11 protein-coding genes are annotated in these 14,212 nt (G+C 65.6%); 5 read left to right on the top strand and 6 right to left on the bottom strand.

The window, feature by feature from the left end; genetic code table 11:
- Positions 1-249: 249 nt before the first annotated feature.
- The 3 genes from HDG37_RS07735 to purT all read right to left on the bottom strand — a co-directional run bounded on the left by HDG37_RS07735 (position 250) and on the right by purT (position 2,304).
- Entirely contained in the window at positions 250-633 is a 384-nt protein-coding gene (locus tag HDG37_RS07735) for an MliC family protein (protein ID WP_018419902.1), read from the bottom strand.
- 136 nt (positions 634-769) lie between these two features.
- Positions 770-982, bottom strand: coding sequence for a DUF6726 family protein (locus HDG37_RS07730; protein WP_184045813.1), 213 nt, complete (start codon positions 980-982; stop codon positions 770-772).
- Positions 983-1,089: 107 nt separating this feature from the next.
- On the bottom strand, positions 1,090-2,304 hold the full coding sequence (gene purT, locus HDG37_RS07725) for a formate-dependent phosphoribosylglycinamide formyltransferase (protein ID WP_184045811.1): 1,215 nt from the start codon (positions 2,302-2,304) through the stop codon (positions 1,090-1,092).
- Positions 2,305-2,562: 258 nt separating this feature from the next.
- Between purT and HDG37_RS07720 the strand changes: the two genes are divergently transcribed.
- Both HDG37_RS07720 and HDG37_RS07715 read left to right on the top strand, forming a co-directional pair.
- On the top strand, positions 2,563-3,099 hold the full coding sequence (locus HDG37_RS07720) for an META domain-containing protein (RefSeq protein ID WP_184021557.1): 537 nt from the start codon (positions 2,563-2,565) through the stop codon (positions 3,097-3,099).
- A 113-nt stretch (positions 3,100-3,212) separates the two neighbouring features.
- The gene (locus tag HDG37_RS07715) at positions 3,213-7,277 is read left to right on the top strand and encodes a DNA translocase FtsK (protein WP_184045810.1); all 4,065 of its coding nucleotides are present in this window, start codon (positions 3,213-3,215) and stop codon (positions 7,275-7,277) included.
- A gap of 104 nt (positions 7,278-7,381) precedes the next feature.
- Here the strand turns inward: HDG37_RS07715 and HDG37_RS07710 are convergent, their stop codons facing one another.
- Positions 7,382-8,548 (bottom strand): lactonase family protein, encoded by a 1,167-nt coding sequence (locus tag HDG37_RS07710; RefSeq protein ID WP_184045808.1) that lies wholly within the window; start codon positions 8,546-8,548, stop codon positions 7,382-7,384.
- 492 nt (positions 8,549-9,040) lie between these two features.
- On the opposite strand from HDG37_RS07710, the gene HDG37_RS07705 reads away from it, so the two are divergent.
- On the top strand, positions 9,041-9,193 hold the full coding sequence (locus HDG37_RS07705; RefSeq protein WP_013088853.1) for a DUF3096 domain-containing protein: 153 nt from the start codon (positions 9,041-9,043) through the stop codon (positions 9,191-9,193).
- 245 nt (positions 9,194-9,438) lie between these two features.
- Here the strand turns inward: HDG37_RS07705 and HDG37_RS07700 are convergent, their stop codons facing one another.
- The gene (locus tag HDG37_RS07700) at positions 9,439-9,684 is read right to left on the bottom strand and encodes a hypothetical protein (RefSeq protein ID WP_184045806.1); all 246 of its coding nucleotides are present in this window, start codon (positions 9,682-9,684) and stop codon (positions 9,439-9,441) included.
- 244 nt (positions 9,685-9,928) lie between these two features.
- On the opposite strand from HDG37_RS07700, the gene HDG37_RS07695 reads away from it, so the two are divergent.
- The gene (locus HDG37_RS07695) at positions 9,929-11,818 is read left to right on the top strand and encodes a glycoside hydrolase family 15 protein (protein ID WP_184045804.1); all 1,890 of its coding nucleotides are present in this window, start codon (positions 9,929-9,931) and stop codon (positions 11,816-11,818) included.
- A 179-nt stretch (positions 11,819-11,997) separates the two neighbouring features.
- Entirely contained in the window at positions 11,998-13,275 is a 1,278-nt protein-coding gene (locus tag HDG37_RS07690) for a polyhydroxyalkanoate depolymerase (protein WP_090803645.1), read from the top strand.
- A gap of 122 nt (positions 13,276-13,397) precedes the next feature.
- Here HDG37_RS07690 and HDG37_RS07685 read toward each other — a convergent pair whose 3' ends face one another.
- A complete protein-coding gene (locus HDG37_RS07685; protein WP_013088849.1) occupies positions 13,398-14,030 on the bottom strand; it encodes a TetR family transcriptional regulator in 633 nt (210 codons plus the stop codon).
- Between the last annotated feature and the right edge of the window lie 182 nt (positions 14,031-14,212).

Here is a 14,212-nt window from a genome sequence, read left to right as displayed (position 1 = left end):
CTCGCTTGATGACTCGGGGAACGGACAATCGAAGACGACAACGACGGCTGCGCGCGAAACACCGCTCCGCGCGCGCGGCATGGCAAACGGCATGGCGAACGCCATGCCGGACAGCTTACTACTCGAACGGAAACGATGCGCGCGAGCGCACGAGGCGGCGCGAGGGACAGGAAGCCAGGCAGAGAAGAAGCAGGCGGCGGTAGGGAATGAAGCCGCCGCATGAGGTGCATGTGTCCGCCGATCAGCAAATCAGCGAATCACGGTCACGCAGTCGGAGAGAATCGGCGGCGCGTTCTCGCCGCTCGTCAGGTCGTACAGGTTGGCGCGCGGACCCTTGGTCCACCACGTATAGCTGCCGGCCTGGTACTTCGCACCGGACGCCGAGATCGTGTTGACGAACAGCATCGACGTGCCTTTCACCGGCAGCACGGCGAAGCTCTGGCCGTTCCGCGCGTTCCAGTAGGTGACTTGCAGGATCTTGCCGGTCGCGCAGGTGTATTTGCGCGTCTGGTGGTTCTTGCCCTCGAAGTGCTTGAACTGCAACGGCGCGGCCGATGCGCCGCCGGAAGATGCCGCCAGCCAGGCCACCGTCGATGCTGCCGCCGTGAGGATTGCAACACGCCATGTCTTCATCGAACACCTCGATTGTTGCGGGGGTCAGGCAGGGAGGGCAACACCGGCCGCGACGCCGGTCACAGCCGAGTCACGGCCGAGTCACAGCCGAGTCACAGGCAGCTCATGGGCGATTCACGGACAGCTCAACGACGCTTCAAGGATCGATCACGTCGGCACACGCATCGGTCGGCGCAGCGGCGACGTGGCCGACCACCGGCACGATCTTCAGTCCCGCCGAAGCGATCCGGCACGGCGCGGCCGCGAGCCCGCAGCCGCTGATGCCGGCGCACAGCGCGAACGCCACGCCGAGTGCGCCGACCCGGCGAAGCGCGCCGCGCCATGGATTGCTGCGAGATTCAAGCGCCATACGATCCTCTACTCCGATCTCTTTGCTTCGATAAGCCAGAAACGAATGCGGTGGGCTCTTTCGTGTGCGTCCCGCACACTTTTGCGCCGCGCCTCGCCGCCTGCCCGTTACTTCGCCGACACCGGCCGCACCGCAGCCGCCGCCTGCCTGGCACGCGAGCGCGCTTCCCCGATGTTCTCGCCGGTCGCGAGCGCGACGCCCATGCGACGTTTGACGAAGCTTTCCGGCTTTCCGAACAGGCGCAGATCCGCATTGGGCACCGCAAGTGCGGCCGCGACGCCTTCGAACGCGATGCCGGCCTCGTCGCGACCACCGTAGATCACCGCCGACGCGCCCGCCGCACGCGGCGACGTATCGACCGGCAGGCCGAGGATCGCCCGCGCATGCAGTTCAAACTCCGAGAAGCGCTGCGAGCACAGCGTGACGAGCCCCGTGTCATGCGGACGCGGGCTGACTTCCGAAAACCATACGTCGTCGCCGCGCACGAAAAGTTCCACGCCAAACAGGCCGCGGCCGCCGAGCGCCGCCGTCACCTTGTGCGCGATCTCGCGCGACCGCTCGAGCGCGAGCGGGCTCATCGGCTGCGGCTGCCACGATTCGACATAGTCGCCCGCGACCTGCACGTGGCCGATCGGATCGCAGAAATACGTGCCGACCGCGCCGCTCGCCGGGTCGATCGCGCGCACGGTGAGCTGCGTGATTTCGTATTCGAAGTCGATGAAACCCTCGACGATCACGCGCCCGAAATTCACGCGGCCGCCCGCCATCGCGTACTGCCAGGCGGCTTCGACGTCGGCGTCGCTGCGCAGCACCGACTGTCCCTTGCCCGACGACGACATCACCGGCTTCACGACGCACGGATAGCCGACCTTCGCGATGCCCGCGCGCAGCTCGTCGAGCGAATCGGCGAATGCGTACGGCGAGGTCGGGAGACGAAGCTCCTCCGCAGCGAGGCGGCGGATGCCTTCGCGGTTCATCGTCAGTTGGGTGGCACGCGCGGTCGGGATCACCTCGGCGAGCGCCTCGGTTTCGATCGCGGCGAGCTCGTCGGTGGCGATCGCCTCGATTTCGGGGACGATCAGATGCGGGCGCTCCTGCTCGACCAGCGCGCGCAGCGCGGCGCGGTCGGTCATGTCGATCACATGCGCGCGATGCGCGACCTGATGGCCCGGCGCGTTCGGGTAACGGTCGACGGCGATCACTTCGACGCCCAGCCGTTGCAGCGCGATGATCACTTCCTTGCCGAGTTCGCCGGCGCCGAGCAGCATCACGCGCGTCGCGGATTCAGAAAGGGGCGTGCCGATCCGTTGGCCGATCTGCATGGGAACTCCAGATAAAAGTCGGGATGAGGGTGGGATTGGATAGACCGCGATGTTAACATGCGGGCCCCTTGCCGCGCGGCGCTCAGGGTGCGCTCAGGGTGCGCTTTGGGTGCGCTCGCGAGGCCGTGGCGGTCGAGCGGAACCGTGCCGCCGCGTCTACATTCGCAGCCGCGATCACGTCACCGCGAGCATCGCTCGCGCACGACAAGCTTAGTACGTTACCCTTACGCCTTCGCCAGTTTGAACAGGAACGACGCCATGCTCATCCGCTCCCGCCCGCGACCTCTTGCGCGCATCATTCCGTGCCTGCGCACGGCCGTCGCCGCGTTGAGCATCGCCGCGCTGCTCGGTGCCTGCGCGATCCCGAAGCATCCGGACTCGTCGGCGCCGCCGCCCGATCCGTTCAATCCCGCCGCCGCGCAACTGCTCGACGACACTAGCTGGGTGCTGAGCTCGTGGAAGAACGCCGACGGCACGGCGCGCGCGGTGCCGTCGAAGGATCAGAAGCCGCTCACGCTGACGTTGTCGACCGAAGGCGGCCGGCGTCACGCGAGCGGCTTTTCCGGCTGCAACCGCTTCATGGGTTCGTACATGCTGAAGGACGGCAAGCTGAGCTTCGGTTCCCTCGCCGGCACACGCATGGCGTGCGTCTCGCCGGGCGGCGACATCGAGAAGCCGTTCCTCGACGCGCTCGAGCGCATCGATCGCACCGGCGTGCAGATGCGAGCGCCGCAGCAGATGCAGCTGATCCTCGACAACGGCGACACCCTGATGTTCGATCGCAGCGACAAGTGATGCGAGTTTGCGCCGCGTTCGGGATTCGCGCCGGACTTCGAAGCCGCGCGCTGCGCCGTTTAAACTCGACGGATTGCGCTTCTCGCGCGCTCCGTCATTCGTAGATGTCTGGTATGCACACGGTAGTTTTCGGCTGGTTCGGCGGGTCGGCCGTCTGGTTCATTCCTCTTTTGTGGCGCCTCGTGAAGTCGATGCTGCCGGGCGGCGCGGGTCTGCGCGGCCCCGGCACGATCCGGCTATGGCTCGGCTTCGTCTGCGTGCTGATCGCGAGTTGCACGCTCGAGGGCTCGCTGATCGGCATTGCCGGCATCAATGGTTTCGGTCATGCGCTCGCCGCGGGGCTTGGACATCTGCTCGGCCATGTCGGCACGCCGCTCGCGGCGCTCGCGCTGCTCGTGATCAGCCTGCCGTGGCTCGTCGACTTCCGCTGGAGCGACGTCGCCGTTTGGGCCGACGGCGCGTTCGGCCTCGGTCTGTCGCGGGGACTCGCGAAGCGCGACGAGGATGCGCGCCGCCACCGCAGCGTCGCCGACGGCGCGCCGTCGCATGTGTCGCCTGCTACCAACACGATGGCGCCGCGCAATAACAAGGGTCGCTACGCGCGGCCGACGGTGTGGCGTCCGCCCGCGAGCGGGCGCGGCGCGGGCTCCGCCGCTGCTGCCGGCACCGCGGCGGCTGGCATCGCGGTTAGCAAGGACGCTTCCGCCCGTGGCGCCGGCGTAAGCCGGCGAGCCGATGCGGCCGCTGACGCGGCGCGCGGGCCGGTCAAGCAGACCGAGCCGGTGCTACGCACGGGGTCGGGCGCGTCGCCGCGCCCGGCAACGTCGACGGCAACGCAGGCGCTGCATGCGGACAAGGCAGCGGACAGATCCGCCGCACCATTCCTGCCGACCGAGCCGGTCGCGCCGGCCGGCTGGCTGCGCACCACGGAGCCGCGCGCGGCGACGGCGGCGGCATCGCTGGGTGCGGCGGGTGCATCGGCCGCATCGGGCATGTCGGCTCGTGATGGTGCTGCGCAGATCGGGCGGCGCTCGGTCGGAGATCAGCGTGCGGCCGCGTCGTTCGGCTCCAGTGCCGCGTTGGCGGCGACGGCCGCCAACGCGGCCGGCGTGTCGGCGCGAGCGGCACAGGCAATGGCGGGCCGCGCCGCCGCGTCGGGCGCCGGTATCGGCATCACAGCGGGATCGATGAATGCCGCGGGCCGCGCAAGCCGCCCGTCGTCGCTGTCACGTCCGACCGACGGCAGCGCGACGCCGCGTCAACCGTTCCCGGCCGCTTCGCGCGCCAACGGCGTGACCTCGCCGTCGACCGTGCGCCGGCCTACACCGAACTTCACTGGAACGACGACGAACGCGTCGACGGTCGCGCCGCCCGCGAGCGTCGAGGAAACGCTGCGCAGCATCGCGGAAAACGCCGCGCGCTGGACCGACATGGCCGGCGTGAGCCTGGCGCGCAGCCGTGGCGCCGATAGCGCGAAGGTTGGCGTTGCAGAGCGTGCGTCGACGACGTTCGATGTGCCACCGGCGCAGCGGGACGTGCTACCTGTCGAAAACGGCGAGACGGTTGCGGCGCCGCAGGCGCAGAGCGTGGAGAGTTCGGCGCGGATGGTGTCGCCGGCGCCGTCGCAGCAAGAAACCGCATCGGTCGAGTTGCCGGCTGAGCGTGCGGTGGCCGAGTCCGAGAGGTCGGTCGAGGGCGGCAACGAAGCGGTTGCGCAATGGCCGACCGAACCGCCCGTCATTCATGCGCCGCTTACGGCTGCGCCGCAGACGACGACTGCAACCGAGTCGGTGGCCGACGTGGCTGCTGCGGCTGTCGAATCCGCGGTTGTCGAGCCATCGGCATCCGCTGTGGCTGAACCTGCCGCCACCGAACCCACCGCACGCGCGCCGCAACATGAGTCGCCGACGGCGACGCCATTCGAGCGCTTCGCAGCCAGCCTACGGGACGATGCTTCGCAAGAAGACGCACCGGCGGTCCAAAACGATTCGACGCAGACAGCAACAAACACCAGCGTCCCGGCATCGCAGAGGGAGGAATCCGCGCGAACCGTCGAACCGGCCAGCGCCGACACCGCGACGCCTCCGCAAGCGCTGGCTCCGGCAGCCGAAATCGTCATCGACAAGACGCTCGTGCCTTGGGAGAGCAAGCTCGGCCCCGCCGCGGCTCAACGCGCGGCCGCGTCGGCGGACTCGCCGCAGACGGAGGCCGCCGCGCCGTCGAGCGCAAGCGTGCCGCCGGGGTCCGGCGCGACGGTCTCGGAGCTCGCCAGCGAAAGTGCGCAGTCAGGTGAGCCCGCGACGTCGCACGCCCCTGCCCTGCCCGCTGTGAACGAGCCCGCGAACGAGCCCGCGAACACCCCCGCAAACGACTCGCCGTCGTCGACTTCGACGAGTGCGGCGAACCTCGCTATGCTGGCAACCGCACCGGCCGTCGTCTCGAACGTAGTCCGTTTCCCGGGCTTCGCCGCGCCGGCGACCAGCATCGAGCCTTCGGTCGGCGCAAGCGCAACGCCTGTCGCGAACACGCCGGCCGCCGAACCGTCGCGCGCTCCGTCGCCCGCTCCGTCGTCTTCGCCAGCGCTAACACCGCAGGTCCAATCCGCCGACCAACCCACTGCCGAGCCCGCCGCCCGCCCGCCGCTGCCCGGCCACGCGCCGGTCAACGGCTTCGAGTTCCATGCGCCGGCCGCATCGATGGTCGAACTGCCGACGCTCGATCTGCTCGCCCCCGCCGATGCCGACATCGAACCGATCCCGGATGAAAAGCTCCGCGAAACCGGCCTGCTGATCGAGCAGCGCCTGCAGGAATTCAAGGTGCCGGTGACGGTGGTCGGCGCATCGGCGGGTCCGGTCATCACACGCTTCGAAGTCGAACCGGCGCTAGGCGTGCGCGGCAGCCAGATCGTCGGTCTGATGAAGGACCTGTCGCGCGGTCTCGGTCTCACGTCGATCCGCGTGGTCGAAACGATTCCGGGCAAGACCTGCATGGGCCTCGAACTGCCGAACGCGAAGCGCCAAACGATCCGCCTCTCGGAAATTCTCGAGGCGAGCGTCTACCAGAACTCGCACTCGCGACTCACGCTTGCGATGGGCAAGGACATCACCGGCCATCCCGTCGTCGCCGATCTCGCGAAGGCGCCGCACATGCTGGTGGCCGGCACGACCGGCTCGGGCAAATCGGTCGCGATCAACGCGATGATCTGCTCGCTGCTGTTCAAGGCGACGCCAGAGGAAGTGCGCCTGATCATGATCGACCCGAAGATGCTCGAACTTTCGGTTTACGAAGGGATTCCGCATCTGCTCGCGCCGGTCGTCACCGACATGAAGCTCGCGGCCAATGCGCTGAACTGGTGCGTCGGCGAAATGGAAAAGCGCTACCGGCTGATGTCGGCCGTCGGCGTGCGCAATCTCGCCGGCTTCAACCAGAAGATCCGCGACACCGAGGCAAAGGGCAAGAAGCTCGGCAACCCGTTCTCGCTGACGCCCGATGCGCCCGAGCCGCTGGCGCCGCTGCCGCTGATCGTCGTCGTCATCGACGAGCTCGCCGACCTGATGATGGTCGCCGGCAAGAAGATCGAGGAGCTGATCGCGCGGCTCGCGCAGAAGGCGCGTGCGGCCGGCATCCACCTGATCCTCGCGACGCAGCGGCCGTCCGTCGACGTCATCACCGGTCTCATCAAGGCGAACATTCCGACGCGGGTCGCGTTCCAGGTGTCGTCGAAGATCGACTCGCGCACGATTCTCGACCAGATGGGCGCCGAGTCGCTGCTCGGCCAGGGCGACATGCTGTTTCTGCCGCCGGGCACCGGCTACCCGCAGCGCGTGCACGGCGCGTTCGTCGCCGACGAGGAAGTGCATGCGATCGTCGAATATCTGAAGCAGTTCGGCGAGCCACAATACGAGGAAGGCATTCTCGACGGCCCGGCCGCCGATGGCGGCGCGGCCCAGGACCTGTTCGGCGAAGCGCCGGAGGCGGAAGCCGATCCGCTGTACGACGAAGCGGTCGCGTTCGTCGTACGCACGCGGCGCGCGTCGATCTCGTCGGTGCAGCGGCAGTTGCGCATCGGCTATAACCGCGCGGCGCGGCTCGTCGAACAGATGGAGACGGCCGGCCTCGTGTCGGCGATGAGCATCAACGGTAGCCGCGAAGTGCTGGCGCCAGGGCCGGCGGAATGAGCGCCCGGTGAATCGCTGACCGGGTCGGCGATGATCCGGAAGAAAAAACGGACAGCCTCAGGATGTGAGCTGTCCGTTTTTCATTTACCCGCGCGTGCCGCGCATCACGACGGTGATACCAGCTTGAAGTCGACCGGCGAGCCGAGGTCGAAATGCTGCTTCGGATTCGGATCGAGCAGCCCCGTCTGCGGATCGCGCTTGAACACATAGACCGTGTCGCTCAGCTGATTGCCGACGATCAGCCAGTTGCCGGTCGGATCGATGGTGAACTCGCGCGGCGATTTGCCGAGGCTCGACTGCCGGCCGATCTGCTTCAGGTGTCCAGTGGCGGGATCGACCGAGAAGATCACGATCTCGTTCGCGTCGCCGCGATTCGATGCATACACGAAGCGTCCGTCCGGCGACATATGGATCGCCGCGGCGCCCACCTTCCCCTTGAAGTCAGGCTCGCTCAATGGCAGCGTCTGCACGAGCTTCAGCCTGCCGTCGTGGTAGTCGAACGTGCTGACGGTCGCCGCGAGTTCGCTCGTCAGATACGCGTGCTTGCCGTCCGCGCCAAAGATCAGATGGCGCGGACCCGTGCCGGCCTTTTGCTGCGTGTAGCCCCAGTCCGTCGCGATGAATGGACCCGCGCCGGCGCTGCTCTGCGGCGCGTAGCGGTACGAGTACAGCTTGTCGGCGCCGAGGTCCTGCGCGAACAGATAGCGGCCGTCAGGCGAGAACACGGTCGAATGCACGTGCGAGTTGTCCTGCCGCCCTTTCACCGGACCGCCGCCCTCGTGATGCACGGTCTGCACCGAGGTGCTGACCCGGCCGTTCGCCTGCAGCGGAAACACCGCGAAACTGCCGCCCGGGTCGGGCGCGACCGAATAGTTCGCGCCCAGCAGATACTTGCCGTCCGCCGAGATGCTCAGATAGCACGGATCATTGCCGTCCGACGACACCTTGTTCAGAAACGTCAGTTGCCCGCGCGCGGCATCGAAGCCGAACGCGCTGATCCCGCCGCGCTGCGTGGCCGGGCCGTTGTCACCGGGCAGTTCGTTGACCGAATAGACGAAGCGGCGGTCGCGGCTCACGACCAGAAACGAGGGATTGACCGTCTGCGCGACCGACACCTGGGTCGCCGCGCCCGTCTTCGTATCGAAGCGAAAGACGTAGATGCCCTCGCTCTTGCCGCTGGTGTAAGTACCGACCAGCATCGTATAGACGCCGTCCGCGGGGACCGGGCCAGAATCTTGCGCATACGCGTGCGAAGCAACAATCGAAACCATGAGCGCGAAACCTCTTATTATCGAACGGGCGGCCCGCAACGGCGTTGGCCGCGTTGCGCGCCGGGCGGTGCTTTCCGCCGTGCAATCCGCCGCAGATGGAGCAGCGCGGTCGGCGCCACGCGGACGGGAACCCTGAAAGGCAACACTGGCAGGAACAGAAGTAAAAACGGAAGTCGGAACTGGGCGCACGGCAATACGCCCGACGGCACGGCGACTGTGAAGCATGAGACCTCCTCGACATCGGTTGTCCGGTACGGGCTCGCGTATGAGCCGGGGTACGAGCGGTTGTAACGGTGTCTGGTCTGCCGCGCCGCGAATCGAGCGTCGTTTCACGTTGTTGTTGTCGAAGTCAGTATAAGAGCGTCAGGTCGGATCATGCAGTGAATCCACCGCTGCGGCACGGTCTGCGCCAGCGGCTTGGGTCCCGCGCGGCGGGACGTTTTTCAATCGTTTTCTCAATCGCGCATCACGCGTCTGAACCACGGAGTCTCCATGAACGTCACTCTCAGCCTGGGCCCGCTCGTTTCGCTGATCGCCGGCATCCTGATCCTGATCATGCCGCGCCTGTTGAACTACATCGTCGCGCTTTACCTGATCATCATCGGCATCATCGGGATCTTCGGCGTGGGCTCGTCGCATCTGTGAGCGACAGGTGCCGCGACGCCGGGCGCGAGATTTGCGTCCGGTATCGAGGTAATTTCGCACGAAGGGAAGGTTCGCTGGGTGCCAGCGCCACTCGCCCGTGTGAGATCGCCACGCGAACGATCGACCTGACGCGACGCGGCGTGAAGATACGGATAGGAAATGCGAAGGCGCGGTACGAAGGGATGCGGCGAATGGCCGGCGCGGATACGCCAGGAACCTGCGCTACGAACGCTCGGCCCTACCGCTCAACCGTTCGCCAGTTGTTCGAGCCGCAGGCGCCCCTGCAACGACAGCGCGCCGACCGCATAATGATCGGCATCCTGCTGATAGCGCCGGAAGCAGGCCCGCTCGACCAGGAAGGAGGCGGCAGCGAGCATGCCGTTGCGGCTCAGGCCGAGCCGGCCAGGATCGAGTGGCAGCATGGAGTCGCCGGCAAGCTGGCTGGCGGCCGAGAGAATCGTGATGCAATCGGATTTCGAAGGGTTCAGCATGGCTTTCGTCCTCGGAAACGGCGTCTGCAACCGCCATGAGCAAGGCCGTTTCGCAGTCCGGCAGGTCGCCGGACATCGGCATGAAATTTGATTGTATGCATGGATTTGACAATTTTCCAACCCGCGTTTTGCCGCACTGTGCGGTGAACCAAACACTGCCGATCGTGGTCCGGTAATAACGCCCACTCGAAGCGCGGCTGCTGTGGCCGTCCGTAATAACGACTCGTTTTCCGACACGCTTTCCATGCCTGCACACATCGAAGACTACGCACTCATCGGCGATGGCCATACCGCCGCGCTCATCTCCCGCGAGGGTTCCGTCGACTGGCTCTGCTGGCCGCGCTTCGACTCGGGCGCCTGCTTCGCCGCGCTGCTCGGCTCGCCCGACAACGGCCGTTGGCTGATCGCTCCCGCCACCGAGGGCGAGCACGGCGCGCCGACCATCACGCGGCGCTATCGCGGCGAAACGCTGATCCTCGAAACCGACTTCGAAACGCCCGACGGCGCCGTCACGCTAATCGATTTCATGCCGCCCGGCAACGGCTGGTCGGAGCTGATCCGCATCGTCGTCGGCAAGCGCGGCACCGTGCGCATGAAGATGGAACTCGTGCTGCGCTTCGACTACGGCTTCTCGATTCCGTGGGTCGACAAGCTCAAGCACGACAGCGGCATCAAGGCGATCGTCGGCCCCGACAACGCGGTGCTGCGCACGCCGGTCGAACTGCACGGCGAAGACATGAAGACCATCGCGGAATTCACGGTAACCGAGGGCGAGCGCGTGCCGTTCTCGCTCGCGTACGCGGCGTCGCATCTGCGCATTCCGCCCGCGCGCGATCCGCACACGTCGCTCGCCCGCACCGAGAACCACTGGCTCGAATGGGCGGCGCGCGGCACCGTCGAAGGACGTTGGGCCGGGCCGATCCGCCGCTCGCTGATCACGCTGCGCGCGCTCGCCTACGAGCCGACCGGCGGCATCGTCGCGGCGCCCACCACGTCGCTGCCCGAGCGGCTCGGCGGCACGCGCAACTGGGACTACCGCTACTGCTGGCTGCGCGACGCGACCATCACGCTGCTCGCGATGATGCGCGGCGGCTACTACGACGAAGCGCGCGCCTGGCGCAGCTGGCTCGGCCGCGTGATGGCGGGCGCGCCGGACCAGTTGCAGATCATGTACGGCATCGGCGGCGAGCGGCGCCTGCCCGAATCCGAAATCGACTGGCTGCCCGGCTACGAGGGCGCGAAACCGGTGCGCATCGGCAACAATGCGGTCGGGCAGCGTCAGCTCGACGTCTACGGCGAGGTGATGAACGCGCTGCATCTGGCGCGCGTCGGCGGCCTGCAGGCGGACGTCACCGCGTGGAGCGTCCAGCGCGCGCTGCTCGAGCACCTGAGCACGATCTGGCGCGAACCCGACGAAGGCATCTGGGAGACGCGCGGCGGCCCCGAGCATTTCACGTTCTCGAAGGTGATGGCGTGGGTCGCGTTCGACCGCGCGATCCGCTCGGCCGAAATGTTCAAGCTCGACGGCCCCCTCGACGAATGGCGCGCGACGCGCGACACGATCCACGCCGAGGTCTGCGAGAAGGCGTGGAATCCGCAGCTCAACGCGTTCTCGCAGTACTACGGCAGCGATCAGCTCGACGCGAGCGTGCTTCTGATGCCGCTGGTCGCCTTCCTGCCGCCGCAGGATCCGCGCATCAAGGGCACGGTCGAGGCGATCGAGCGGGACCTGATGCACGGCGGCTTCGTGCTGCGCTACCGCACCACGGAATACGACGACGGCTTGCCACCGGGGGAAGGCACCTTTCTTGCGTGTTCGTTCTGGATGGTGGATAACCTTGCGCTGCAGGGACGCGTGCAGGAAGCAACCGAGATGTACGAGCGGCTGCTCGCGCTGTGCAACGACGTCGGCCTGCTGTCCGAGGAGTACGACCCGGTCGATAAACGTCTCGTCGGCAATTTTCCGCAGGCGTTCTCCCACGTGGCGCTCGTGAACACCGGACTGAACCTGATGAAGCACGAGCAGGAGATGGCGCAGGCGACCGGCCATCCGGCGCATGACGGCATCCGCGCGATGGAGCTCGAGGTTCAGGCAAGCCCTGATAGCGGCGAAGCAGCATCGCCATTAGCATGACGCAGTGACAATTTGCGTACACTGAATGCGAATATTGTTGCATTGCACAAATTTGCCTTATTCGATATTATCGATCTGACTGTCGGCCGACAATAATGTGCCTACAACCACAATGGCCCGCCGCAACGCCTCACGCGTGTTTGCGAAGCCCCATGCGAACCGCTTAAAACGGAGCAAACATGCTCTATCAATTTCATGAATTCCAGCGGGCGATGTTGAGCCCCCTCACCGCCTGGGCTCAGGCCGCATCGAAATCATTTGCGAATCCGGCCAGTCCGCTAGCCTATGTGCCGGGCGCCACGCGCCTTTCCGCCGGCTACGAACTGCTTTACCGGCTCGGCAAGGACTACGAAAAGCCCGAGTTCAATATTCACCAGATTGTCAAAGACGGCCATAACATTCCGATCGTCGAGCAGACGTTCATCGAAAAGCCGTTCTGCCGTCTGATGCGCTTCAAGCGCTTCGCGGACGACAGCGAAGCTGTCAGCCAACTGAAAGACGAACCGGTCGTGCTCGTCTGCGCACCGTTGTCAGGACACCACGCCACACTGCTACGCGATACCGTGCGCACGTTGCTGCAAGACCACAAGGTCTACATCACCGACTGGCTCGACGCGCGCATGGTGCCGCTAGAAGCCGGCTGGTTCGGTCTGAACGACTACATCGCGTATATTCAGGAATTCATTCGCCATATCGGCGCGAAGAATCTGCACGTGATCTCGGTGTGCCAGCCGACCGTGCCGGTGCTCGCCGCCATTTCGCTGATGGCGAGCCGCGGCGAGGACACGCCGCGCACGATGACGATGATGGGCGGCCCGATCGACGCACGAAAGAGCCCGACCTCGGTCAATTCGCTGGCCACGCAACACTCGTACGAGTGGTTCGAGAACAACGTGATCTTCACGGTGCCGCCGAACTATCCCGGCGCGGGCCGCAAGGTCTATCCCGGCTTCCTGCAGCACACCGGTTTCGTCGCGATGAATCCGGAGCGTCACGCGGCGTCGCACTGGGATTTCTACCAGAGCCTGCTGCGCGGCGACGAGGACGACGCCGAAGCGCACCGCCGGTTCTACGACGAGTACAACGCGGTGCTCGACATGGATGCCGATTATTACCTCGACACGATCCGCGTCGTGTTCCAGGAGTTCCGTCTTGCCGAGGGCACGTGGGTCGTCAACGGCGAACCGGTGCGGCCGCAGGACATCACGACGACCGCGCTGTTTACGATCGAAGGTGAACTCGACGACATTTCCGGCGACGGCCAGACTTACGCGGCGCACGACTTGTGCAGCGGCATTCCGGCGAAGAACAAGCGTCACTTCACTGCGGAGAAATGCGGCCACTACGGCATTTTCTCGGGCCGTCGCTGGCGCACGATCATTTACCCGCAATTGCGCGACTTCATTCTCGAGCACAACAAGGCAGCAAAAACGGCGAAAGAAAAAGTCGAAGCCTGAGCATCAAACTTGCATAAGCATATAAAAAGCCAACGGTCCCGTTCGAGGCCGTTGGCTTTTTTATCGCGCTTTGTTCGTGATACTGATTTTTGCCGCGGCCATGATCACCGCGGCACTGCCCGTTACTTTCTCAACAAATACGCGAGCAGCAGTTCGGTATTCATCTGAATCACCTCGCTGCGTTCGGCGGCGCTGCTGAAATCGCGGCCGAGCGTCGCCTCGAGCGTGAAACGGTTCGACACGATGTAGTAGCCCATGCCCGAGAGCGTCACGTAAAAGCGCAGCGGGTCGATGTTCGTGCGAAACAGCCCCGCGCGCTGCCCACGTTCGAGAATGCCGCCGAGCGTGGCGACGATCGGCGAAATCATTTCGCGTATGCGCGTGGACTTCTGCATATAGCGTGCTTCATGCAGATTCTCGTTGTTGATGAGCCTCAACAACTCGGGATGATCGCGGTAGTAGTCCCACACGAAATGCGCGAGACGCGTAACCGCCTCGACCGGCGCGATTCCGTTGAGTTCGAGCGTGCGTTCCGCTTCGTTGAGCGCGCTGAACGCGTGCTCGAGTACCGCGGTGAATAGCTGCTCCTTGCTACCGAAGTAGTAATAGAGCATTCGTTCATTGGTTTCCGCGCGGCGAGCGATCTGATCGACCCGCGCGCCGAACAGCCCTCCATTTGCAAACTCTTCCGCCGCCGCGAGCAAGATGCGGCGCCTCGTGCCTTCAGGATCTCTTTTGATTTTCGGCTGATTCATGGTGGCATCGTCTTCGTGAGCCGCGTTCTCCGGATCGCGCCGCCGGCCTCTCCTCGAGCCTTTTTGTGGCGGCGTTTAGCGGGCGCGTCGTGGTTGGGAAACACACCCTTTTCTGCGGTCTTTCGAATGAAGCGCTTCGATTATGGCACATGGATTGCGAATGGCAATCCGGGAAATCGGCG

The sequence above is a fragment of the Paraburkholderia sp. MM5384-R2 genome (assembly GCF_014201025.1).
GTDB classification, from domain to species: Bacteria; Pseudomonadota; Gammaproteobacteria; order Burkholderiales; family Burkholderiaceae; genus Paraburkholderia; species Paraburkholderia tuberum.
The sequence above is the reverse complement of the archived record's forward strand: the minus strand, read 5'-3'. Positions and strand labels throughout refer to the sequence as shown.

What these genes read in the sequence shown, in the direction of transcription:
- HDG37_RS07735 (WP_018419902.1), bottom strand. Translation starts at nt 633, where the DNA reads ATGAAGACATGGCGTGTTGCAATCCTCACGGCGGCAGCATCGACGGTG.
- HDG37_RS07720 (WP_184021557.1), top strand. Translation starts at nt 2,563, where the DNA reads ATGCTCATCCGCTCCCGCCCGCGACCTCTTGCGCGCATCATTCCGTGC.
- HDG37_RS07730 (WP_184045813.1), bottom strand. Translation starts at nt 982, where the DNA reads ATGGCGCTTGAATCTCGCAGCAATCCATGGCGCGGCGCGCTTCGCCGG.
- HDG37_RS07705 (WP_013088853.1), top strand. Translation starts at nt 9,041, where the DNA reads ATGAACGTCACTCTCAGCCTGGGCCCGCTCGTTTCGCTGATCGCCGGC.
- HDG37_RS07700 (WP_184045806.1), bottom strand. Translation starts at nt 9,684, where the DNA reads ATGCTGAACCCTTCGAAATCCGATTGCATCACGATTCTCTCGGCCGCC.
- HDG37_RS07685 (WP_013088849.1), bottom strand. Translation starts at nt 14,030, where the DNA reads ATGAATCAGCCGAAAATCAAAAGAGATCCTGAAGGCACGAGGCGCCGC.
- HDG37_RS07690 (WP_090803645.1), top strand. Translation starts at nt 11,998, where the DNA reads ATGCTCTATCAATTTCATGAATTCCAGCGGGCGATGTTGAGCCCCCTC.
- HDG37_RS07715 (WP_184045810.1), top strand. Translation starts at nt 3,213, where the DNA reads ATGCACACGGTAGTTTTCGGCTGGTTCGGCGGGTCGGCCGTCTGGTTC.
- HDG37_RS07710 (WP_184045808.1), bottom strand. Translation starts at nt 8,548, where the DNA reads ATGGTTTCGATTGTTGCTTCGCACGCGTATGCGCAAGATTCTGGCCCG.
- HDG37_RS07695 (WP_184045804.1), top strand. Translation starts at nt 9,929, where the DNA reads ATGCCTGCACACATCGAAGACTACGCACTCATCGGCGATGGCCATACC.
- purT (WP_184045811.1), bottom strand. Translation starts at nt 2,304, where the DNA reads ATGCAGATCGGCCAACGGATCGGCACGCCCCTTTCTGAATCCGCGACG.